General features: G+C 54.6%; 24 protein-coding genes. 12 read left to right on the forward strand and 12 right to left on the reverse strand.

What is annotated here, in order from left to right; all coding sequences use genetic code 11:
* Positions 1-388: 388 nt before the first annotated feature.
* The 3 genes from M5D89_RS09750 to M5D89_RS09760 all read right to left on the reverse strand — a co-directional run bounded on the left by M5D89_RS09750 (position 389) and on the right by M5D89_RS09760 (position 3,099).
* Positions 389-1,609 (reverse strand): IS110 family RNA-guided transposase, encoded by a 1,221-nt coding sequence (locus M5D89_RS09750; RefSeq protein ID WP_215864884.1) that lies wholly within the window; start codon positions 1,607-1,609, stop codon positions 389-391.
* A gap of 164 nt (positions 1,610-1,773) precedes the next feature.
* Positions 1,774-2,157, reverse strand: coding sequence for a hypothetical protein (locus M5D89_RS09755; RefSeq protein ID WP_248885611.1), 384 nt, complete (start codon positions 2,155-2,157; stop codon positions 1,774-1,776).
* Between the two features lie 36 nt (positions 2,158-2,193).
* Positions 2,194-3,099 carry an oxygenase MpaB family protein gene (locus tag M5D89_RS09760; protein WP_248885613.1) on the reverse strand — a complete coding sequence of 302 codons (906 nt, stop codon included), beginning with the start codon at positions 3,097-3,099 and terminating at the stop codon, positions 2,194-2,196.
* A gap of 256 nt (positions 3,100-3,355) precedes the next feature.
* Between M5D89_RS09760 and M5D89_RS09765 the strand changes: the two genes are divergently transcribed.
* The 4 genes from M5D89_RS09765 to M5D89_RS09780 all read left to right on the forward strand — a co-directional run bounded on the left by M5D89_RS09765 (position 3,356) and on the right by M5D89_RS09780 (position 5,045).
* Positions 3,356-3,652, forward strand: a complete 297-nt coding sequence (locus M5D89_RS09765; protein ID WP_248885614.1) for a toxin-antitoxin system TumE family protein — start codon at positions 3,356-3,358, stop codon at positions 3,650-3,652.
* On the forward strand, positions 3,630-3,974 hold the full coding sequence (locus M5D89_RS09770) for an HVO_A0114 family putative DNA-binding protein (protein ID WP_248885616.1): 345 nt from the start codon (positions 3,630-3,632) through the stop codon (positions 3,972-3,974). Before M5D89_RS09765 ends, M5D89_RS09770 begins: the two co-directional genes overlap by 23 nt.
* A gap of 163 nt (positions 3,975-4,137) precedes the next feature.
* A complete protein-coding gene (locus M5D89_RS09775; RefSeq protein WP_248885617.1) occupies positions 4,138-4,665 on the forward strand; it encodes a hypothetical protein in 528 nt (175 codons plus the stop codon).
* Positions 4,666-4,817: 152 nt separating this feature from the next.
* Entirely contained in the window at positions 4,818-5,045 is a 228-nt protein-coding gene (locus M5D89_RS09780) for a hypothetical protein (protein ID WP_248885618.1), read from the forward strand.
* Between the two features lie 235 nt (positions 5,046-5,280).
* Here the strand turns inward: M5D89_RS09780 and M5D89_RS09785 are convergent, their stop codons facing one another.
* From M5D89_RS09785 to M5D89_RS09805, 5 genes are all read right to left on the reverse strand, one after another.
* The gene (locus tag M5D89_RS09785) at positions 5,281-5,742 is read right to left on the reverse strand and encodes a hypothetical protein (protein ID WP_248885619.1); all 462 of its coding nucleotides are present in this window, start codon (positions 5,740-5,742) and stop codon (positions 5,281-5,283) included.
* A gap of 227 nt (positions 5,743-5,969) precedes the next feature.
* Complete coding sequence (locus M5D89_RS09790; protein WP_248885620.1) at positions 5,970-7,352, reverse strand: AAA family ATPase; 1,383 nt, start codon at positions 7,350-7,352, stop codon at positions 5,970-5,972.
* On the reverse strand, positions 7,345-8,232 hold the full coding sequence (locus M5D89_RS09795; RefSeq protein ID WP_248885622.1) for a toprim domain-containing protein: 888 nt from the start codon (positions 8,230-8,232) through the stop codon (positions 7,345-7,347). Before M5D89_RS09795 ends, M5D89_RS09790 begins: the two co-directional genes overlap by 8 nt.
* Positions 8,233-8,236: 4 nt before the next feature.
* Entirely contained in the window at positions 8,237-8,497 is a 261-nt protein-coding gene (locus M5D89_RS09800) for a helix-turn-helix domain-containing protein (RefSeq protein ID WP_248885624.1), read from the reverse strand.
* A gap of 103 nt (positions 8,498-8,600) precedes the next feature.
* Positions 8,601-9,197: a hypothetical protein gene (locus M5D89_RS09805; protein WP_248885625.1), complete on the reverse strand. Its 597-nt coding sequence runs from the start codon at positions 9,195-9,197 to the stop codon at positions 8,601-8,603.
* 359 nt (positions 9,198-9,556) lie between these two features.
* Between M5D89_RS09805 and M5D89_RS09810 the strand changes: the two genes are divergently transcribed.
* Entirely contained in the window at positions 9,557-10,612 is a 1,056-nt protein-coding gene (locus M5D89_RS09810) for an IS5 family transposase (RefSeq protein ID WP_248884234.1), read from the forward strand.
* A gap of 341 nt (positions 10,613-10,953) precedes the next feature.
* On the opposite strand, the gene M5D89_RS09815 is transcribed toward M5D89_RS09810, so the two are convergent.
* From M5D89_RS09815 to M5D89_RS09830, 4 genes are all read right to left on the reverse strand, one after another.
* Positions 10,954-11,235 (reverse strand): helix-turn-helix domain-containing protein, encoded by a 282-nt coding sequence (locus tag M5D89_RS09815; protein WP_248885626.1) that lies wholly within the window; start codon positions 11,233-11,235, stop codon positions 10,954-10,956.
* Positions 11,232-11,558, reverse strand: coding sequence for a type II toxin-antitoxin system RelE/ParE family toxin (locus M5D89_RS09820; protein ID WP_248885627.1), 327 nt, complete (start codon positions 11,556-11,558; stop codon positions 11,232-11,234). Before M5D89_RS09820 ends, M5D89_RS09815 begins: the two co-directional genes overlap by 4 nt.
* Positions 11,555-12,781, reverse strand: a complete 1,227-nt coding sequence (locus tag M5D89_RS09825; RefSeq protein ID WP_248885629.1) for a tyrosine-type recombinase/integrase — start codon at positions 12,779-12,781, stop codon at positions 11,555-11,557. Before M5D89_RS09825 ends, M5D89_RS09820 begins: the two co-directional genes overlap by 4 nt.
* 501 nt (positions 12,782-13,282) lie before the next feature.
* Positions 13,283-14,083, reverse strand: coding sequence for a hypothetical protein (locus M5D89_RS09830; RefSeq protein WP_248885630.1), 801 nt, complete (start codon positions 14,081-14,083; stop codon positions 13,283-13,285).
* Positions 14,084-14,543: 460 nt separating this feature from the next.
* Between M5D89_RS09830 and M5D89_RS09835 the strand changes: the two genes are divergently transcribed.
* The 7 genes from M5D89_RS09835 (at position 14,544) to M5D89_RS14445 (ending at position 19,906) form a co-directional block, all read left to right on the forward strand.
* Complete coding sequence (locus M5D89_RS09835; protein WP_248885631.1) at positions 14,544-15,503, forward strand: DUF932 domain-containing protein; 960 nt, start codon at positions 14,544-14,546, stop codon at positions 15,501-15,503.
* 86 nt (positions 15,504-15,589) lie between these two features.
* Positions 15,590-16,534 (forward strand): YqaJ viral recombinase family nuclease, encoded by a 945-nt coding sequence (locus M5D89_RS09840; protein WP_248885632.1) that lies wholly within the window; start codon positions 15,590-15,592, stop codon positions 16,532-16,534.
* A 12-nt stretch (positions 16,535-16,546) separates the two neighbouring features.
* Entirely contained in the window at positions 16,547-17,344 is a 798-nt protein-coding gene (locus M5D89_RS09845; RefSeq protein WP_248885633.1) for a recombination directionality factor, read from the forward strand.
* Positions 17,345-17,493: 149 nt separating this feature from the next.
* Entirely contained in the window at positions 17,494-17,928 is a 435-nt protein-coding gene (locus tag M5D89_RS09850; protein WP_248885634.1) for a hypothetical protein, read from the forward strand.
* Between the two features lie 82 nt (positions 17,929-18,010).
* Positions 18,011-18,199 carry a hypothetical protein gene (locus M5D89_RS09855; RefSeq protein WP_248885635.1) on the forward strand — a complete coding sequence of 63 codons (189 nt, stop codon included), beginning with the start codon at positions 18,011-18,013 and terminating at the stop codon, positions 18,197-18,199.
* A gap of 332 nt (positions 18,200-18,531) precedes the next feature.
* A complete protein-coding gene (locus M5D89_RS09860) occupies positions 18,532-19,506 on the forward strand; it encodes a glycosyltransferase family 2 protein (protein ID WP_248885636.1) in 975 nt (324 codons plus the stop codon).
* 13 nt (positions 19,507-19,519) lie between these two features.
* The gene (locus M5D89_RS14445; RefSeq protein WP_431307172.1) at positions 19,520-19,906 is read left to right on the forward strand and encodes a GtrA family protein; all 387 of its coding nucleotides are present in this window, start codon (positions 19,520-19,522) and stop codon (positions 19,904-19,906) included.
* Positions 19,907-19,918 lie beyond the last annotated feature (12 nt).

Below are 19,918 nucleotides of genomic sequence, written 5' to 3' on the forward strand. Positions count from 1 at the left end.
GTAAGAAAGGTGTTTTGGCTGAGTAAGCGCTAAGACTGAACGACAGCTTACGCTGCTATTTTGGCCTGATTACCGGCAGTACATGCAACATGTATCCGCCGAAAAGTCCTACCATGGCACCAAGCAGAACTTCGCCCATCCGCATGGTAGCATTCAGCCATGGAGGGCTAGTATTCAAATGGGATAAAATCACGATCAGCAGTAGTGTCGATACGACCTACCGCCCGCGGTCAGCAAACCCTAATATTTGGCTGAGTAGTAAGGATAGACCTATCACCACGGCCAAGGATCCCATGTTCGGCGGAAGGTAAATTAATGTGAAAGAAACAGCCTGAGGGGCGCACGCATCCCTGACCGATTTTGGCCATAGGTTGTAAGCGGGATGAAGCTAGGCTGGATCGGGGAGGAATCCGAACTTGATCAGCTTTTTCACCCAGCGGGAGGCATTGCGTTGCACGCTCAACGCTTCATAGTCGGTGGCGGCATCCCGGTAATATGTACCGCGAGAGAGCATGAAGTAGATGATGCGGAGCATTTTATGGGCCAGGGCGACAATGGATCGTTTATGCCCACGGCGCACCACGAGGCTTTGAAATTTGGATTGTAAGGCGCATCGGGTGCGACTGGCGGCATGGGCGCATTCACAGAGCACGCGCCGCACATAGGGATTGCCTTTCCGCGTGCGTCCGCTTTTCCGTTTGCCCGCTGACTCGTTGTTCCCAGGGCAAAGTCCGGTCCACGAAGCCAGGCGATCGGCGCTGCCGAAGACACTCATGTCGTCGCCCATTTCCACCAGCAGCAAGGCCGCTCCCATAAGGTCCACTCCCGGCAAGGTCTGCAGCAAGGTCAGCGCGTGCTGTTGTGGTTGCAAACCCTCCAGTAATCGGGCGTCAAAGCGGGCGATCTGGGCCTCCAGGGCTTCGATATGACGCATCGTTTCTTCCAGCACAAAACCATGGCTGGCACTCAAATCGCCCTGCAGCGCATCCAGTATCTCCGCCCGGCTGGCCTTGAGGCGACGGCTCGCCAGGGACAGCACTTCCTGGGCAGTGGCGCCCTGAATCAGCGCCTTGATCATGGCCCGCGCCGATTGTCCGTGAATGTCGCTGACGACGACACCCAAGCGAATGCCACCATCGGTCAGCACCTTGTGCAGCCGGTTCTTCTCTGCCGCCAGCATGCCCACCAACTTTTGTCGCTGACGGGCAATCAGGCGTAATTCCCGCAGCGCGGCAGGCGGGACAAACGAACCTCGTAACAAGCCCGCACGTGCCAACATGGCCAACCACTCCGCATCCCCCACATCGGTCTTGCGACCGGGCACCTGTTTGACATGACGGGCATTCACCACTTTGGCCTGGATGCCCACCTTTTCCAGTGCGGCATAGGGGCTTTTCCAATAAATCCCTGTGCTCTCCATGACCACCTCATCCGGCTGAAAGGACAAACACCATTCCGCCAGAGCGCGGCGGTCCTTCTTGAAAGCACCGAACTGGCGACGCTCTACATGAATCTGGCCATCAGGGTCGGCCACGATAGCGCAAGCCGTCACTTGCGCCTGATGGATATCCAGACCGATGACCCGTTGAAAAATTGGTTGTAGTTCCATCACATTCCCTCTCGCTCTATACTGGTAAGTCGGGAGGCGGCGGATGCCGAGACCGAATCAACCAGCCTGCAGCAAGCCACAGACGGTCCTTTTAATGTGCGCTCTCTGAGAGGCAATCCGGGGTACGAGTCGGTCCGGCGGGTCACGTTAGATACGGGATCAAGTCACCAAAATTTTGCGCGATCTCTACCCGCCACCACCCACTCGCATTTTCTTTCATTCTCCGGGGTGGCGCGAGTCGCAATGTACGTTAGATAAATCACCGCGGCAAGGGCGCCCAGGATGCCTGAGATCAAGGTGGCCCAAATACTGGATCGTGTTTCCTGCCAGTGATCCTTGAAGACGGCCAAGACCGTGACCGCTGACCATAATGCGCCAATGACTGCTGCTGTAACATGGGTGGGTACCAGTTCATCAAGGCCATAGCCCATGAAATACGCGATGAGAACCAGGACGGTGATGATCGTACTGCGCAAATACGGATCCCGGCGCTGCAATTGCATTTGCTTTTCTTTTAGCTGCAGAAAACTTCGTGCAAACAATGGCATGACAGTGGCAAATCCCCCATTTTCAGTGTCGTCGACTTACCTCGGACCAAGTTCGTCGAGAGTGTAGCCCGTAGGGTAGCTTGGCCGACGTAATCGTGTACGTAGAACAGGTCTTTGGTGCAGAGGCAATGCGGCAGCAACTCTCCCTCGCAGGCGTAGTGCTTGGGTCAGTGTCCAGGTCCGCCAGGTAGGTTGAGAGGGAATGCCCAAGGCGGATAGCAGGGGCGCATCGAGCAAGGCATGGATGGCGGGGCGGCCCAAAGCGAAGAAGGCACGAGGCAGATAGAATCCGAGCAGCAGATCAGAGGTCTGCCGGGCAACGTCGCGGTTGGACTGAGCAAAGCGGAATCGCGCGCTTTCATAGGCGATGTTGAACCGCTCGAACTCCCCATAGTCCATGGGGATGTCTTGAATGTGCATGCGCTCACCGACGGCACGCCAAAAGTAGAACCAGGCCAGTCGTTCGCGCCCCCGCAGGGGGCGGTACCCATAGCGGTCTATCCAGCGGATCGGTTCGTAGACGAAGGTGGACAGCACATAGAGATAGTCTTCATTCCGAATGGGATAGCGTGCGTGTTGGCCATTGATGTTGGCGATGGCGGCCTTCCCCCTTGGGCTATCGTAGCCGTGCTCGATGATCTCGCTGAGCAAGAGATCGGTGTCGTCGTAGCGTTTTCGGGTTCGTTCTGTGAGCTCACCTGTGCTGCGCAACAGTGCGGATATCCGTGGAACGGCGTAGGTCCGGAACAATGCCAACTCCAATGAGCGGGCTACATCGAAGGGAAACGCGCAGGTGGCGATCAGGAAGGTCATGCGGCAGTGATCGGCCAGGGGGTCGAGCTGCAGGAGTTCCTGGGTATAGGCGGTATCGGGACGGATGAGTCCTCCACGGAGGATGACGGTGAAGGGTAGGATGGTGCCCGAAGAGTCCTCCGGGAGCAAACGACGGACTGGGGATTATCGTCGTATCGGGATGCGCAGGTTGCCGGCGTCCGGCATATCCCCGGATGGGCCACTGAAGAGAGCCCCGCGCAAGATCACGGACTCCGCTGGTAGCGTCAACCCGGTTTGGGCGAGTTGTCGCTAAGCGCGTAAGTTTCGTCGCTACCGAGAGGGAACCAGAAACGGATCCACTGTCGACGAACCATTTGGTGTTGGTTCCCTTGCCAACAATGCTGCCCATGGCTACTCTTAGCCCATGAAGGCCACAAAACTGGCTCAACGCCGAGTCGTTCTTTCGGAGACGCGCTTCGCCGAGATCGTGGTCTGGCATGTTGCTAACCCGGTACCAGGCAGCGCGCACTCATTCAAATATCGGCTCGCTTATGTGGTTCTCGGCGAGTGCGTACTGCGCTACGACAACGAGGCTGGGAAAGGAGACCATCGGCACCTGGGCAGCAAGGAAGAAGTTTACCGATTCTTCAGCCCGCGGCAGTTGATGGCCGATTTCTTCGAAGATATTGCGAGGTGGAATGATGAACACCCTGACGATTGAGGTCCGGTCCCTACGCGACAGCCTAGCGAACGCCGCGCAGGCTATGGAGGACTTGACGCCGACCGAGACCTCTATCAGCTTTGATTCTCCCGAGCTGCTCTGGAAGGTTTTGACCGCAAAGCGGTGGGAACTCCTGAAGGTCATGGTGGGTGCGGGTCCGCTGGCGTTACGTGAAATCACACGGCGGACGGGGCGCGACGTGAAATCTGTCCATCTTGATGTTCATGCACTGTTGGATGCGGGGATCATCGAGCGCCAGGCGGCGGGTTTTATTTTACCGTACGATGCCGTGCACGTTGATTTTTTTCTCAAAGCCGGATGATGTGCCAACTATGGCAGATCTGCGGGAACATTGCACCTACGGGGCTTGCGGAGATATTATCGAATGCGGAGAATGGCAAATTCAGACTGGGAGCAGCCACTCCATTAGACTAGTCCGACAAGGAACGGTTCGCGTAGTAAATGAACATTTAGGAGATAATCGTATGAAACGAAGTATTCTAGTATATGGCTTATCCGTAGCGATAATTGGCCTTTTTAGCTCTTCATCATATGCGCTCACAACAATGCAACTATCGCATATGACAAAAGAACAAAAAATGCAAGCTCAGAAATATTTCCGAGCTCATTCATTGGGATTTTCACAAATTTTTAAGCGATATCATCCTGGCCCTTACTGGATACTACATAACGCCAAGGAATTTGGCCTAACCAAGAATCAAGTTGCTCAGGAAGAAAAGCTCAAGGATGGCATGGCTATCAGCACCATTACTGATGATAAAAAATTGCAGAAAGCCTATGCTATTTACAAGAGAAATGCAGCAGCTAGAACGCCTGATGAGTCGGTATTAAAACGTGATATTTACAATGTTGGGAAAGCTGAGACACTCCTCGCATGGGAAATGGTTCCGTATCACTTGAAAGGTTATTCGCTCCTAACTCCAGCACAAAAAAAGATATACACTATGTTGGCAAAGAAAACCTGGATGGAACGCACAAAGAGGAAACAGTAATTCTTACCTGAATTTCTATAGGCTAGACGGTTGGGAAACTTGTTGGTGGATGCTCACTATTTAGTGTGCGCAATACTATGCAGTTGCTCAACCGTAGTTTTCTGTGGCTCGTCTTAGTAGTGGGGTTTTGATACGCAGAACTGGAGAAAAACGTGAATCTCCTGACGATATACGGCGCATCGGTGGTAACTTTGATGATGGTATTTTATGCTCTGGAGCAAAAATCATCGTGGTTTACCCTCGCATTTGGAATAAGCTGCATCGGTTCTGCGATCTACGGGTTTCTTGCCGGAACGTGGCCGTTTGGCATCGTAGAATCCATCTGGAGTTTGGTGGTTTTTCGGAAATGGTATTCTGTGCGGAACAATCCTGAGAAATAGAGTACTCCTGAGTCGATAATATGGATCTCGCGAACGACTGCTTCCGCTGCGTTCCTGCCATTGGCACGTTCTCTACAGAATAATCGCGTGGCCAGTCTTTACAGTGACAACGGACATGGTCGCTACTATCGTCAGCGCTGTGCGCATGAACAAAGGCGATTGTTCCCACCCAGCTAACTCGATTACAGAACGACCAGCCAAGGAAAATACGCATCCTGACGTCCGCATTCATGTCCTACTCACACTCTATAAAATCCCAAGCGAGTTGTCCATTGGGCTCCATAAAATAGGGTGCTGCCGTGACCGATCCGGATGTTTGGGTGAGAGGGCATGCCGCCATGGCCTCGAGATAGGCCAACAGCCGTCGGCGTTTTTTGCTTACCGCTTGCCGTGAGCAGCCCATCATCCTACCCAGTTGTGCCTGGCTTGCACTCGGGAACTCCAGACGCAAGGCCACCAGCTTGCGGATTGCGGGCGGGGCCAGCCGAATGAGACGCTCTGCGGTTCGGTCATCCTCCAGAAACGGTGCGGCTGCCCCTGACGCCACTACCGCATCCTTCAGTAGCGCCATGCCCTGAGCATGCTGTTGCCGGATACGACGATTTGCGAGAGCCTCGGACGTGGTCTTGGAGAGCAGTGGATCATGCTCGAGCAACCACCGATCCGCATCGTCAAGATGAGAGGGTCGTTTGATCATCTTCTCCCTCCTTGATGAGTTCATAGTGCGTGCAAACGCGCAGGCTGAAGGGATAGCAGACGCCGTACCCCGATCCGCCCTTGGGCGGCAAACCGGAGAGCGTGCGCGTGCAACGGCCTAACCCTTGTGGCGGGTTGATGGTATCGGGTTGGAAGTGGGCGCAGGTGCCACAAGACACACGAGTAGGTGCTCCCACGCAGGATGATTCCGCCAAAGAGAGAGAAGGGTTATTGCCCATCGGCTACACCTCCTAGTGCGCCTTCATGGGCGCGCTCTCTATCCCCCATACCCCCTGCTCTATGTGAGGGCGCAGAAGGCGCGCTCACATGAGTGGCTGTGACAGGTGCGCTCTCATCATATGAAGGCGCAGAGGACGCAGAAGGCGCACTTTCTCCGACAGCCTCCCATCCTTTGGCGGTCAAAGCCCATGCCGTTCGGGACTTGCGGTAGGCATCGCGATAGTCCTCCCGGCTGATGAGTCCTTCCCGCTCGAGTTGCCTCATGGCGGTGAGTAGTGCGCCGGCGTTGCGGTATTTTTTGCGCGGGAACCCCACTTCGTCTCGCAGCATGGCCCATGCGTTGGTGTGGGCTTTTGGCTCCGGGCTGACACGCTCCCCTCGCCTAACGAAATCCGCCAGGAGGCGCAGCAGGGTGCTGGTCGGCGGTTCGTTGGCCGCGTCCTCCGCGTCGTGTGCGTTCTCATCCAGCTCCAGCACTCCACCATGAGAGCGCACCAGATGCAGCGGCTCGGCAGTTCGCGGGCCAATGTTCAACTTGTCGAGGCTCAGGGTTAGGCGGCTGTCGTCATCCTTGGCGGGTGTGAGCGATAGGCGCGCGCGTGCGGAATTGTGCCAGGCTGTGCTGCCGCTGTAGCTTTCGCCCCGACCGTTCACGGCCTGCTTGGGCGTATGGGTCAGCAGCAGGATCGCTGGATGACTCTCCAATTGGCGGCATATCCTCGCCAGGGATCGCACAAAACCTCGGACCTGTGATCGATCGTTTTCGTTACCCTCAAAAACATCGCTGGCATTGTCCACAATGACGAAGACGGGCTGGTGCTCGGTAAGAATTTCCCACAGTCGCTTATATATGGTGGTCGGCGCGATAAAATCGCGACCCGTTTCCCGATCGCGAACCGATTCGCCAAGCGCGGGATTTTCGGTTGCATCCAGCACCAGCAGACGCTCGGCCAGGGCATGTGGATTTACGTCCAGAGCGTGGCAGAGGGTGGCCAGGCGATGGCGCAGCAAAGGCTCCGCATCCTCCCCAGAGAAAACCAGCACACGGCCAGGCGTTGTCGGTACTCCCAGGAGAGGCATGCCCATTGCCACCGCAACGGCCAGTTGCAGCGCGAGGGTGCTCTTGCCGCTCCCACCATGCCCAGATAGCAGACAGATGTGACCACGGGGCACCATGCCGTTCCAGACAAAATCCGGTGGCGGCGAGGGGGTATCGATCACCCCGGCCACATCCACGCGCGGCAGGTCCACCAGTGGCTGTGGTTCTGGAAAGCCACCGTCCACACCAGCGGGCTCAGATGGGGACTTGCGGCAGGGTGCGCACCCATCACCGTAGGGCAGGACGTTTCGCGTCCAGTCGCTCTCAAGCATGGATCACCGCCTGCCGTCTGAAGGCCATAAAATCGTTCCAATCGGTGCAGCCCGGTGGGATCTCAGCGGGCGGTGGCAGAATACGGGCGCGAGCGGCAAGGGCCGCATCCCGGCCCTTGGTGGTACCAACGCTGTCGAAGTCCGGACATACCACGATGTCCAGCGCAGGCCATCGGCGGCGGGCTTCAATGGCCACGCTGGCAAGGTTGCCGGCGTCGAGTCCGGCAATGACGCAGACGAGCGGGCGCAAGGCTTGGAGAGTACAGGCGGTGGCCCAGCCCTCGGCAATCCATAGTTGGCGTTTTCCGTCCGGCTTTTCTGCTACTGGGATAAAAGCCCCGGCCTTTTTCATGCCGCTGAGGAATCGCTTTTGACCGTCCGGCCGGATGTACTGCACTCCGCGCAGATATCCCGGGAAATCCAGCACAGGCAGGACCAAAGCGTCACCGCGTTGGCGGGCAATGCCGGGCTCTACGCCTTTTCTGCGTAGGTAATCGTGGTCTGGGGTGGTAGGCCTGGCATGCTTCCAGACCCATGCACCACGCTTGGCGGCGTCCCAGTATTGAGCTTCCCTTTCGGCCTGAGCGGCAGCGCGCTCCTGATCGATTCGGCGGCGCAGAATGGCTAGTTCGATGGCGGTGAGGGTTTGTCTGCGATTGGCGCACCACTTCACCCGGCGACCGGTCCGCCAGTCACCAGCAACGCCAGCAGGCGGTGGGTCGGAGTGTAAACGGTACCAGCCTGTCCGTTGCCCCGGCTTGTCACCGGCGAGACGCACCCGGTGCAGTTTTCCGTCTGGGTTTATGCTCTGGCCTGGGGCAAGCTCAATGCCCCCAGCAGCCAGGGCCTGAGTAAATTGCTCAATGATATCTGAGGCCATTGGATCAGCTCTCAGCACCCTGTCGGCGCTTAGCAAGCCAAGCGGCAAGATCTGCTACTCGATAACGCACCAATCGGCCAACTTTTATGTAGGGCAAGTTATAACGCCCAGTGGTGCGCCAGTTAGTCAGGGTAGAGACTTTGACGCCCAACACTTCAGAAGCAAGCTTTTCGTTGATTTGTACGGGGATGGCTTCAGGTGGGTAGCCGAGGGTACGACCAATCTCCGCCACAATCGTGTCCACAGATTCAGTGTTACTATGCATTGGGATTGCCTCACAATTCCAGATATCGTGAGACAATGATGGCGGGAGAATTCAGGGCGATGCGGCAAATAGACCTATTTGCCGTTTGCCGTTTTGAAAAGAGCTATTTTTCCTTGCGGCAGCGCATAGCTTCCGGGATGTCATTTTTCAGGTCACGGATGGTGCGCTCTGAGGCAGGCGTTCCTTGCAACTCGAGCAAACGGGTCATCTTGCTAGTAAACCCGCGATCCTTGGGGTTGATTCCGGCTTCCTTACAAAGCGCGTGGATGATGGTCAGCAAGATCTTCCGGCTATTCTGTGCACTACCTGGCAATATATCATTCTTGGCTACCTTTTCTGCTTCCTCACGCTGATTTTCTACGCGCCGGACCTCAGAACTGAGCACGGCCAGTTCATCGACCGTTATGAGTGACGCAGTCTCGAAATGATATCCCGCTGGCAAAGGTGGAAGCAGACCACCATAGGAGGTTGTTGAGTCTCGAACTTCATACATCCAAAACGACCGTTCATCTGGCACATCAAAGATCCTATTCTCGGCCCCAGTAAAATGACTGACGCTCTCCAACACATTATCGCCTAGCCCTCTAATCTCTTTATCCCAGGCCTGGAGAGAGCTTTGGGATAAAACGGCCATACCAGATACGCTAATTTCAATTCTGTGCGCTTTTATTTTGCGCCATATTTCGTGCGCAACACGCACTCTACCTCTCTCAAATGGCCTTATTTCTTGACCTTCAAGTCCTTTTTCTGCTTTACGAGAAACTCGAATACAAAGGTGCCCATATGGCAGACTGGGAAAAAGACTTTCTAGATTTTCTACCGTATCCGGATCATCAGAATCACCAGCGACCCAGACCCATATGTTATGCGGTATTGGCCATACGAACTGTAGCTTACCTTCAGCCCCGAGCCGTAAAAGGTATGATTCCGAGACATCCCATCTCTTGGTAAGTTCCGCCAACTCGTAGTAGTCAGGTTCCGGGAGTGTCAGTGTCATTAAGACGGTGATGAAAAAGTCGGTGGTATACTGGGCAAAATGGTGCAGCGGGGGTTGGAAAGATGCGTGGAGCGAAGGTAGAGACCCAAGGGTTGTTCAGCTACGTTTCCCCGGAGCAACGGGTGCCCCAGGACCATCCGCTGAGAGCGATCCGAGCTATCGTGGATCGCTCCCTGGCGGAGATGGATAGCCACTTCAGCACGATGTACTCGACCTACGGTCGCCCCTCCATTCCCCCGGAGTTTCTCCTGCGGGCGCTACTGCTGCAGGTGTTTTACAGCATCCGCTCGGAACGGCAGCTGATGGAGCAACTCAACTACAACCTGCTGTTCCGTTGGTTTGTCGGTTTGGGAATGGACGACGACGTCTGGGTGCCCACGGTCTTTACTAAGAATCGCGATCGGTTGCTGGATCATGGGACGGTACGGGAATTCTTCCGATCCGTACTGGAACAGGCCCGCGGCCAGAATCTGCTTTCCGAAGAGCATTTCTCCGTCGATGGCACCCTGCTGGAAGCTTGGGCTTCGCAGAAGTCCTTCCGGCCGAAAGATCCCGAGGACCGTGAGGGCGATGGTTCCGATTTCCGCGGCCAGTCGCGCAGTAACGAGACTCACGCCTCGGTGACCGACCCCGATGCCCGGCTCTACAAAAAGGCGCCCGGCGAAGCTTCCCGCTTGGCCTATCTTGGGCATGTGCTCATGGATAATCGGCATGGATTGATTGCCGGAGAGCAGGTCACCACCGCCGACGGTACGGCGGAAGTCGACGCCGCCGTCCAACTCGTGGACGATCTGGGCGGGAACCAGCGCATCACCCTCGGTGCCGACAAGGGCTATGACCGCCACGGCTTCGTCCAGAATCTCCGGGATCGGAATGTGACCCCTCATGTAGCCCGCAAGCGAAAAGGCTCGGCCATCGATGCCCGGACTACTCGCCACCGGGGCTATGCCATGAGCATCCACGTCCGGCGGCGGATAGAATCCATCTTCGGCTGGATGAAGACTGTGGGAGGGATGCGGAAAACCCGATTCCGTGGTTTGGAACGGGTCGGTCTGCACTTTTCCTTGGTCACCGTCGCCTACAACCTGGTCCGCATGGTGCGGTTGGGGGTGGCCTGATGGGAGTACTGCGTCTGGAATCCCAAAATGGCCCCAAAAAGACTGCAACAGCGGGCAAAACAGGCCTGATAGGGCTGCCTATTCGGCAATTTTTGACCAAATCCGATAGCGCCAGGGCGTTTCTACGGATTTTTTCCGCATCCTCTTAAGTGCGTCCCGTTGGAAATAAGAATGGGAGGAGTGTAATGGTCGCAATCTGCTACATCCTTGGCGGCGACCGCCTTAGCAATTCTGAGGAGCAAGATAGGGTTTTCATTCGCGATGAATCGCCAATCGGCTCCCGCGCATTCGCTGCTCAGTCAACGTGTTCTCGGTGATCTGCGCGTCTGTGACGCACTCATTCAAGGGCGCGGCTCCAGCCGCACTACGGCCCGGCTTCCGGTAGCTTCTGCGATCCGCGCAATGGTTCGCATGGATGGCGGGGATTTGCCACTTTCCAGGCGGGCAATAGCCGATTGGGTGGTGCCCATGCGTTGCGCCAACTCCGCTTGCGACAATCCAGCGCGGGTCCGGGCTTCGATCAACTCGCGGGCAAGGTTGAACTCACCTTCCAGCGCGTCGTACTCCGTTTTGAACGCGGGGTCTTTCATCCATTGCTCTTTCAGTTCCGATAAGCGGCTCATTGCAAAACCTCCTTGGCGCGTTGCCGTGCCGTCTCTATGGCCCGCTTGGGCGTCTTCTGCGCTTTCTTGACGAAAGCATGCAGGATGACCAGCCGTCTCCCTGTTGCAGTGACATATATTGCTCTGGCAATCCCATCCGGCGCCTTGGCGCGTATTTCCCAGAGCTTGTCTTCCAGGTGCTTGATGTGTGGCTCGTGGACCTGCTCCAGCCCCACCTGCTCAATGAGCTCCACTATCCGCAACAGTCGCGCGCGCAACGCGGACGGCAGGGCTTTGAGTTCATCATCAACACACTTGTCGAGGGTCTCTGCGCTCCACTTCATACTATAGCGTTTTTGCGATGACTGGGCAATTTCTTCATCGGCGTGATCTCAACAGATTGCTTGACCCCAGCCGCGACCAGGATGGCGTCCGTACCTTTCTGCCAGGCATCGGCAACGGGGTCTTGCGCCAACCTTGCGTAGACGGCAGTGGTTTGCTGCGAGTGGTGTCCCAGCCCCTTGCCGATGACGGCCAGAGATACCCCGGCATCGATCTGAAAGGATGCGAGCGAACGGCGCAAGTCATGGATGCGTAGGTCATCAATGCCTGCTCGCTGCAATAGACGTTGCCAGCCTTTTTTGGGTTCTACGAGATGGCCTGTCCTGCCCGGTCCGGGGAATACCCACCCCTGCGCCCCGGATGTCTCTGCGCGGGACTGCAGCACCTCTATGGCGGCGTCGGTGAGAGGTACGGCGATGCTATCGCCAGCCTTTGCCTTGGAGCTTGGAATGGTCCAGGTTTTGCGCTCTAGATTGATCTCCTGCCAATGCATCGCCAGCACGTTGGCCCGACGTGCCCCGGTCAGCAGCGACAGCATGACATAGTCGCGCACGTCCGGACTTTCCTCGGCGGCCAGTGCCTCAAAGAATCTTGGCATTTCATCGGCGTGCAGGCGACGATCCCGGCTTTCCTCTCGGTTCATCTTAAGGCCAGCAGCCGGATTGGCCAGTCGCGGAATATCCAGCGTGTTGATTCCGAAATTGAACACGGCACGGACCAAGGCCAAGACACGGTTGCCCTGATAGATCCCGGCTCCCGTGCTGACCTTCCGGTGCAGCGCGCGAATATGCTGACGTTCGATTTCGGACAGTTTCTTCTTGGCGATCTCTTGCAGGTGTAGACGAAAGTTGCGCTCGTCGTTGCCCAGGCTTTTTTTGCCCTTGGCGCGGCAATCCTTCACCCATTCGCTGAACAGATCGGAGAACGTCATCTCTGCCTTCTTGATGCGCCTCTGCTCAGCCGGGTTAGTCCCTGCGGCAATCTGGTTGATGATCCCAGCAGCGGTTGTGCGAGCTGTCTCAATGGTCACGGTAGCGGCATCGCCTATGCGAATTTCCTCCACCCTGCCGTCTACCTTGCGAATGCAATAGAAGGTCTTGGTCCCGGCTGGGGAAACATATACGGCCAAGCCCTTCTGTTTTTCGTCATAGACGCGGCGCCGCTTGCCGGGGATTGGTTCCAGCGCCGAAAGACTGGCCTTGGTGAAGTTCACTTTTTCAGTCATCGTGGTCTCCTTTCAAAATCTGGAACCAGTGATTTTCAGTCATTCGATCGCGCATCCAGTCTATCATTATAAAAAACATTATGTTACGAGCACGATCAACAGAACGATCAGACCTACTGATTCCGGTTGGATCATCCAACCTATATCCAACCAAATTACGGTAAATACGTCAAATTTGGTAAGGGTAGTATCTTTATAACTATCTGATAAATATAGATACATGAGAGTCGATAAACCGTCATAAATGCCAGACCGCAAGACTCTTAATCAGCGGGTCGTGGGTTCGATCCCCTCACAACCCACCAAACAAAACAGGCACTTAGGAAGTTCTCCTAGGTGCCTTTTTTCATGTCAGTAGACGTATAGTAGACGCTTGGCGTCCAATTCCAGGCACGCTCATGCCGGGTAAAGCAAGAACCAGACGGTGAGTGGTGCCCCCCTCCCCCATTTTGTGGGAAGAAGAGGTGTTCACGTACAGACATAATTTCCATGTCCGAACCACTAAACCCCCGCAACCACCCGTAGTGAAGCACGTTTGCACTCCAAAGCGGCCATCAGGTACTGTAGCCTACGCAGATATTGCTTCGCATTCTGCGGAGAGGACCACGGCTCAGAACGCGAGTTATAAAGCCAGATATGGCCTTGATCCATATTTACGATCATACGCGGGTCAAATTCCAGAACAAAACCAAGCTCATTTACCTGCGGACTGACATATTTTTCCGGATGGTTCTGGTCCCGGACCAGGTAATACCGATTCACCAGATGAAGCACCTCGGTACCGTCATAATATGTTCCCCTTTTCAGTCCATAAGGTAAGCGTTGGCACCATGCAGAATACAGCTCGGCCTTTGCTTGGCGTTTCTTGGTGGGTTTGCCATAGACCATGTTATCCAGGCTGAGTTCTTTCTTATGGTACTTAAGCAGGTTCTTTTTAGTGCTTAACGTATCTTTCACCATTTGCTCTGCTTCTCTGCACAGATCCAGAGCATCCTCAATTGCACGCAACTCTGCACGCGCCTCCCGAATGATCCACTGATCCATGGCCATTGCTTTGGCCTGTTCCATGTCTTCTATCCAGATTTCAGAAGGGTCACTATATGGCTCACGATATGTCCCGCCGTCATTAAAACTGCAAGATTCAGAATAATTGTCACTCAAATTAAAACCAGTGTTTTCTTCAGGGTTCATGGTGTGTTTTCCAGTTAGATTAAAAGGGGTGGAACTGACGAGTTCTTCAGCATATTCATTTGCGTGAAAACTCTGCGCGTCAGTCATAAACTTACTACTTTGTATGCTCATTTCAAATACTCCTCTACTTTTTTAACTAATTGAATCAACTGAATGTGGCGTTGAGCAGAAGGAACCCGCCCCTCCCGCATCCAGCTATGTAAGGTTGAAGAAGAAACGCGTAGCTGGGAAGCTACGAAGGTTGGCCCACCGGCCCGGTGGACTAGTTTGTAGACTTCACTACTGCCAGTGTCACTCATAAGAAACCTCCATGTCTGAGATTGGCTTCGGAAACGACAAAAACCACTTATGCAGTTTCTGTCCACTTACGCATTAATTTTAGTGTGTGTTTTTTTATTGAACCTAATTTTTCTCAAAAAAATGGTATAAGAATCCAGGAGCAACACCGCCCCGTTATTTCATTCGGAGGATTCAATGAAATGGATATACAATTTACGGTTTTGGCTGGGTCTGGCCATACAGGTGGCCAGTCATCTTTTGGATCGGGAAATGGATTAAGGAGGATTGTGTTATGGCCCATTTGGTAGAAACAATGGCATTTATAAGAGAGACCCCATGGCACGGCTTGGGGAATCGGCTGTTGGAAAAGCAGCCTTTGGACGTCTGGCTGCAGGCGGCGGGCATGGACTGGGAGATCAAGACCACTGATGTCCTGTTTCGTGTCGGTACCGGCAGTAATTTCAACATCCATCCCAACCCGGATGCCAAGGTGCTGTATCGGTCGGATACCTTGGCCCCCCTGTCCGTAGTTTCTCCCCGTTATAAGGTGGTTCAACCCAGGGAGATTCTGGAGTTTTACCGTGATCTGGTGGAGGTCGGTGGCTTTGCCCTGGAGACTGCCGGTGTCTTGAAGGGTGGCAAGAAACTCTGGGCGCTGGCACGTACTGGAGAGGAGTTTCTGCTGCGTGGTGCTGATCGGGTCAAAGGCTATCTGCTGCTGGCCACCAGCTGTGACGGCACCCTGGCCACCACGGCGCAGTTCACTTCGGTGCGGGTGGTCTGCAACAACACCCTGCAGCTTTCATTGGAGCAAGGCAAAGATGGCGCCATCAAGGTACCCCATTCCACGACGTTTGATCCCGATGCCGTCAAAGCGGCATTGGGTGTGGGTGTTACGGCCTGGAACCGTTTTGCCGAGTCCGCTCAGGTGCTGGCCGAACGGAAGGTCAACCGCCTGGATGTGACGAAGTTCGTCATCAGCGTGCTGGGAGACCGGGATGCGCCCTTAACGGCACAGCCCAACGAAAAGGCGCTGAAGGGCGTCATTGAACTCTTTGCCGGTCAAGGCAAGGGCAGTCAGTTGGCATCCAGTAATGGCACCGCATGGGGACTGGTCAATGCCGTCACCGAATATGTAGACCACCACCGCCGGGCCAAGAGTCAGGATACCCGTTTGGACTCTGCCTGGTTTGGTCAGGGTGCGGGCATCAAGGCCAAAGCCTGGACGGAGGCGCTGAAACTGGTGGCTTGAGTGCCGGCAGCCTTTCCCGCAGTAATCTCTCTCAACCGCCCTCAAGGTTTTTACCTTGGGGGCTTTTTCATTTTTGGAGGAACACCATGAGTGCATTGAAATTAGTTTCTACCCGCAGCCTGTCCCGAGAGGAGTGGCTGCAATGGCGGCACAAGGGCATTGGCTCCAGTGATGCCGCCGCCGCCATCGGCAAGTCTCCCTACACCGCACCTTTGGCACTATGGTTGGAGAAGACAAGCCGTAAGTCCGCAGAGGACCTCTCCCAGAAAGATGCCGTCCGTTGGGGCACCTTACTGGAACCGCTCATTGCCCAAGCCTATGCCGAACAGACCGGCAAGAAGGTGCGGCGGGTGAATGCCATTCTGCAACATCCCGAGCATCCCTATCTGTTGGCCAATCTGGACCGGATCATTGAGGGGGGTGGGATCCTCGAAATCAAAACGGCGGGACTGCGTAGTCAGGGCTTCTGGGAAGAAGGGGTACCCGAGCATTACCGCATCCAGGTACTGCATCAGCTCCTCGTGACCGGCAAAAGCTGGGCCGAAGTGGCGGTGCTCATTGGGGGGCAGGAGTTTCGGACCTACCGGATAGAACCGGACGGTGGGGAGTTGTCCGAATTGCTGCACGCTGAGCAGGCATTCTGGCATTACGTCAGCTCTGACACCCCCCCCGAAGCAGATGGCACGGAATCCAGTGGCAAGGCCCTGCAATGGCTCTATCCCCGCTCCACGGCCACTTTGGTGGATTACACCGAGCATGGGGCCATGAATGCCCTCTTCCGGGAGCTTATCCAAGCCCGTGCCAAGAGCAAGGCCGCCGAAGTCCACGAAGCCATTCTGGAGCAGCGCATGAAGGAAAGTCTCGGGGATGCCGAAGGCGCTCTGTTCCTGCAAGGCAAGGTGCTGTGGAAAACCAGCAAGGACAGCCGAACTCTGGACACTCAGAGCCTTATTCAAGAACACCCGGATTGGGTAGCGCCGTATTGGATCACCAAACCCGGCAGTCGCCGATTCACCGTACAAGCAGAGTAAGGAGACATTATCATGATCAAAGGACTCGCCATCACCCCGCCCGTATTGGGGCGGATTGCCATCGGCAAGGTTGTAGAGAAGAACGGCAAGCGCCTGCCCGAAAAGGATGACGCCTTCACCATCACCACCCAGGTGCAGCAGCAGGGAGAATGGATGCTGCATCCGCTGCATCTGCAATTACAACAGCAACAAGGCACTCAAAAGCTGCGGTCTATTCCCGTGACGTTGCTCTTCAATGACCCCGATCTGAACCTCCGGGCGGATTATAGCGCCTTTGACAAAACCACGGGCAGGCCGCTTTGTGTGGGCAACGGAGAAAGCGCCCGGCGGATGACGCAGGACGGCATGCAGTCGGTAACTTGTCCGGGGCCACAACTCTGTGGTTTTGGGCAGGAAGCGCGGTGCAAGCCTTATGGGCGGCTCAACGTGCAGATTGAAGGACAGGATGATCCCTTGGCGTCATTCATCTTTCGTACCACGGGCTTCAACAGTATCCGCACCCTGGCGGCACGGCTCAGCTACTGGAACGCCGTGACGCAGGGCGCCGCAAAGTATCTGCCGCTGTCCCTAAAGCTGCGGGCCAAGAGTACGACACAAAGTCATCGGGCACCCATCTACTACGTGGACCTGACCCTACGGGAGGGAGTAGACACCGCCGAGGTGCTGGGGCAAGCTACAATCCATGGGAAGGAACATCAAGAGGCGGATCATGCATTGGAAGCCGCAGCCAGACAAGGCCTCAGTAACGGGATCTTGGAAGAGACCGACGAGGAACGGGAGGCTGTGCTGGAGGAGTTTTTTTCAGAGTAAGTTCCCGCTTGCGTATAGTGCTTTGACAAGCGCTGCCATCGCCCTTAAAAAGCTTCTGATTGTACCTACCGGAAAGCGCTATGAATACAATCATAGCGCTTTTTTTATGCTCAATAAAAAGCGACCATAGTCACCCAAAGGAAATCAAAATGAACGAAGACATTATCAACATCGGAGTCAAGCTCATAAAACATATCGCTTCGAGGCAGCAGGTCGGGGTAGAGAACGAGCAAATTAGTCAGCGACTAAGTGATGATCTGTTCAACTTTAAAGAGTTACTATTAAGCCAAACGACTGGAGTGGCAGAAATTTTTTCAAATATAATTCTAAAAGCTTCGGAAGAGATTGACGCAAAACGACTACGCAACGCAGAATCGTTTTTAGCCTTATACATTGACCCAAACTGGAATGAAGAGTCTAAGGTTAGGGTCACGGAAGCGCAAATAAAAAGTGACACTGTAAATTCCGTTGCTGAAAAAGCATCTATAGCGACTGTGGCCACTGTAGCTATTGGGGCACTTGGATGGATAATAAAAACGATTATAGACAACAAAACAAAGCCAAAGAAGTTTTGGGAGAAATAATTTTTTACCATAACGAGTATAAATAGCAAAGCTTCCAATCAAGGAAACTACAAATGCACAGAACAAGAAACCATCTTTTCTCTTGGCAAGCAAACAAGAGACAGATAAAGAGACCAACCATGCATGGGAAGCCGCAGCCAGACTGGGACTCAGCAATGGGCTCCTGGAAGAAACCGACGAGGAACGGGAGGCCGTGCTGGAGGAGTTTTTCAGTGGTGAGGACGCTTCTGGTCAATCTGTCGGCCGCAAATCGGAACAAGCTGCGGCGTAGGAAGCCTTCCAGTGAGAGCCAGAGGAAGCAGGCTGCCCATGGAGTGGCTTGCTTCTTTTTTTAGCCAAGGTGTGTCGCGTTAGACTGAAAGCGGACATGTGGATGGGTTACCTTGGCCCTTTGTGCGTACCCAGGCTGGGGGGGGGGGTCATTGTTTTGTCTTATGTTGGCCGTTCATGACAAACCTTTGAAAAACAACCGGTTGGAGTTATCATCGAGGGCGCACCATGGGACAGAATGATCTTCTGTGCCAGGTGTTGAACATGCATGGATGCCGATAAGTCGTCTGTGATATCATTCAACCATCTATAAAACCTAATCAAAGGCTGGAAGTGGCTGCAGAACATCACGAGGTTTCCCTGGTCGTACCCTGTCATAACGAGGCGGGCAATCTTTCCGTCCTCTACGAGCGCGCCCTTGCCATCATGGAGCAAACGCAGAAGTCGTGGGAACTAGTGTGCGTCAACGATGGCAGCAAAGACGATACACTGGATCGTCTGCTGGCTCTGCACCAAACGGATCCCAGAGTGGTGGTCATCGATCTCTCCCGTAATTTTGGCAAAGAAGCTGCGCTCACTGCGGGGCTGGATCACGCCCGTGGAGACTGCGCCATTCCGCTCGATGCTGACCTCCAAGACCCTCCAGAGCTTATCCCAGATCTTCTGGCCAAGTGGCAAGAAGGGTATGACGTTGTCAACGCGGTGCGCCTATCAAGAAAAGGGGAGTCATGGCTCAAGCGGGCCAGTGCTCACGCATTCTATCGGTTTATCAACCGGATGAGTGACATACCGATACCTGAAGACACCGGGGACTTCCGACTCCTTTCCCGACCGGTATTGGAAGCATTGCAAAGACTTCCTGAGCGCCGCAGGTTCATGAAGGGCCTTTTTGCATGGGTGGGTTTCCGAACAACCGTTGTGTATTACCATAGAGATCCTCGTCTATCTGGGAAAACCACCTGGAACTACTGGAAGCTCTGGAATTTTGCTGTGGAGGGCATCACATCCTTCAGTAAGGTACCACTACAGCTCGCGGCACATCTAGGACTGATCGTTTCGGGCCTGGCATTCCTCTACGCGATCTATCTAATTATCGGGACCCTAGTATATGGAAACCCTGTCAAGGGCTACCCATCCATGATGGTTACCGTCTTATTCCTGGGCGGTGTGCAGCTGATCGCGCTCGGTGTCATCGGTGAGTACCTTGGCAGAATCTATGAAGAGACAAAAGGTAGACCAGTGTATTTGGTGCGCAACGTCTCAACGAACTCTCAGTATCCCAACGGTGATCAGCATGATCAGGAATAAACAAATTCACCAGATGGTTCGATTCGGGATCTCTGGTGTGGCAGGTTTTCTCGTAGATGCTGGCCTCGTTGCTCTATGTACTCAGGTACTCAGCATTGGTCCCATACTCGCCCAGGTAATCGCGTTCAGTGTAGCGGTCACTGTAACATGGCTAATCAACCGTCATTGGACCTTTGCGGAGCACGCAAGCGATAGATGGCTGTATGAGTTGGCCCGATATGTGACGGCTAATTCTGTTGGCGCGGCAGCGAATAATGCCGTCTACGTTTCCTTGGTTCTCACTATAACCGCATTTTCAAAGGATCCAGTCCTCGCTGTAGCTGCTGGCTCTTTGGCTGGAATGAGTCTTAATTTTGCATCCTCAAAACTCATAGTATTCAAACCACGGCGAGCAGCGTAGTGCATAATATTA

Source organism: Acidithiobacillus acidisediminis (assembly GCF_023277115.1).
GTDB lineage: Bacteria > Pseudomonadota > Gammaproteobacteria > Acidithiobacillales > Acidithiobacillaceae > Igneacidithiobacillus > Igneacidithiobacillus acidisediminis.

What these genes read in the sequence shown, in the direction of transcription:
- M5D89_RS09750 (WP_215864884.1), bottom strand. Translation starts at nt 1,609, where the DNA reads ATGGAACTACAACCAATTTTTCAACGGGTCATCGGTCTGGATATCCAT.
- M5D89_RS09755 (WP_248885611.1), bottom strand. Translation starts at nt 2,157, where the DNA reads ATGCCATTGTTTGCACGAAGTTTTCTGCAGCTAAAAGAAAAGCAAATG.
- M5D89_RS09765 (WP_248885614.1), top strand. Translation starts at nt 3,356, where the DNA reads ATGAAGGCCACAAAACTGGCTCAACGCCGAGTCGTTCTTTCGGAGACG.
- M5D89_RS09770 (WP_248885616.1), top strand. Translation starts at nt 3,630, where the DNA reads ATGATGAACACCCTGACGATTGAGGTCCGGTCCCTACGCGACAGCCTA.
- M5D89_RS09775 (WP_248885617.1), top strand. Translation starts at nt 4,138, where the DNA reads ATGAAACGAAGTATTCTAGTATATGGCTTATCCGTAGCGATAATTGGC.
- M5D89_RS09785 (WP_248885619.1), bottom strand. Translation starts at nt 5,742, where the DNA reads ATGATCAAACGACCCTCTCATCTTGACGATGCGGATCGGTGGTTGCTC.
- M5D89_RS09790 (WP_248885620.1), bottom strand. Translation starts at nt 7,352, where the DNA reads ATGCTTGAGAGCGACTGGACGCGAAACGTCCTGCCCTACGGTGATGGG.
- M5D89_RS09795 (WP_248885622.1), bottom strand. Translation starts at nt 8,232, where the DNA reads ATGGCCTCAGATATCATTGAGCAATTTACTCAGGCCCTGGCTGCTGGG.
- M5D89_RS09800 (WP_248885624.1), bottom strand. Translation starts at nt 8,497, where the DNA reads ATGCATAGTAACACTGAATCTGTGGACACGATTGTGGCGGAGATTGGT.
- M5D89_RS09810 (WP_248884234.1), top strand. Translation starts at nt 9,557, where the DNA reads ATGCGTGGAGCGAAGGTAGAGACCCAAGGGTTGTTCAGCTACGTTTCC.
- M5D89_RS09815 (WP_248885626.1), bottom strand. Translation starts at nt 11,235, where the DNA reads ATGAGCCGCTTATCGGAACTGAAAGAGCAATGGATGAAAGACCCCGCG.
- M5D89_RS09820 (WP_248885627.1), bottom strand. Translation starts at nt 11,558, where the DNA reads ATGAAGTGGAGCGCAGAGACCCTCGACAAGTGTGTTGATGATGAACTC.
- M5D89_RS09825 (WP_248885629.1), bottom strand. Translation starts at nt 12,781, where the DNA reads ATGACTGAAAAAGTGAACTTCACCAAGGCCAGTCTTTCGGCGCTGGAA.
- M5D89_RS09830 (WP_248885630.1), bottom strand. Translation starts at nt 14,083, where the DNA reads ATGAGCATACAAAGTAGTAAGTTTATGACTGACGCGCAGAGTTTTCAC.
- M5D89_RS09835 (WP_248885631.1), top strand. Translation starts at nt 14,544, where the DNA reads ATGGCCCATTTGGTAGAAACAATGGCATTTATAAGAGAGACCCCATGG.
- M5D89_RS09840 (WP_248885632.1), top strand. Translation starts at nt 15,590, where the DNA reads ATGAGTGCATTGAAATTAGTTTCTACCCGCAGCCTGTCCCGAGAGGAG.
- M5D89_RS09845 (WP_248885633.1), top strand. Translation starts at nt 16,547, where the DNA reads ATGATCAAAGGACTCGCCATCACCCCGCCCGTATTGGGGCGGATTGCC.
- M5D89_RS09850 (WP_248885634.1), top strand. Translation starts at nt 17,494, where the DNA reads ATGAACGAAGACATTATCAACATCGGAGTCAAGCTCATAAAACATATC.
- M5D89_RS14445 (WP_431307172.1), top strand. Translation starts at nt 19,520, where the DNA reads ATGGTTCGATTCGGGATCTCTGGTGTGGCAGGTTTTCTCGTAGATGCT.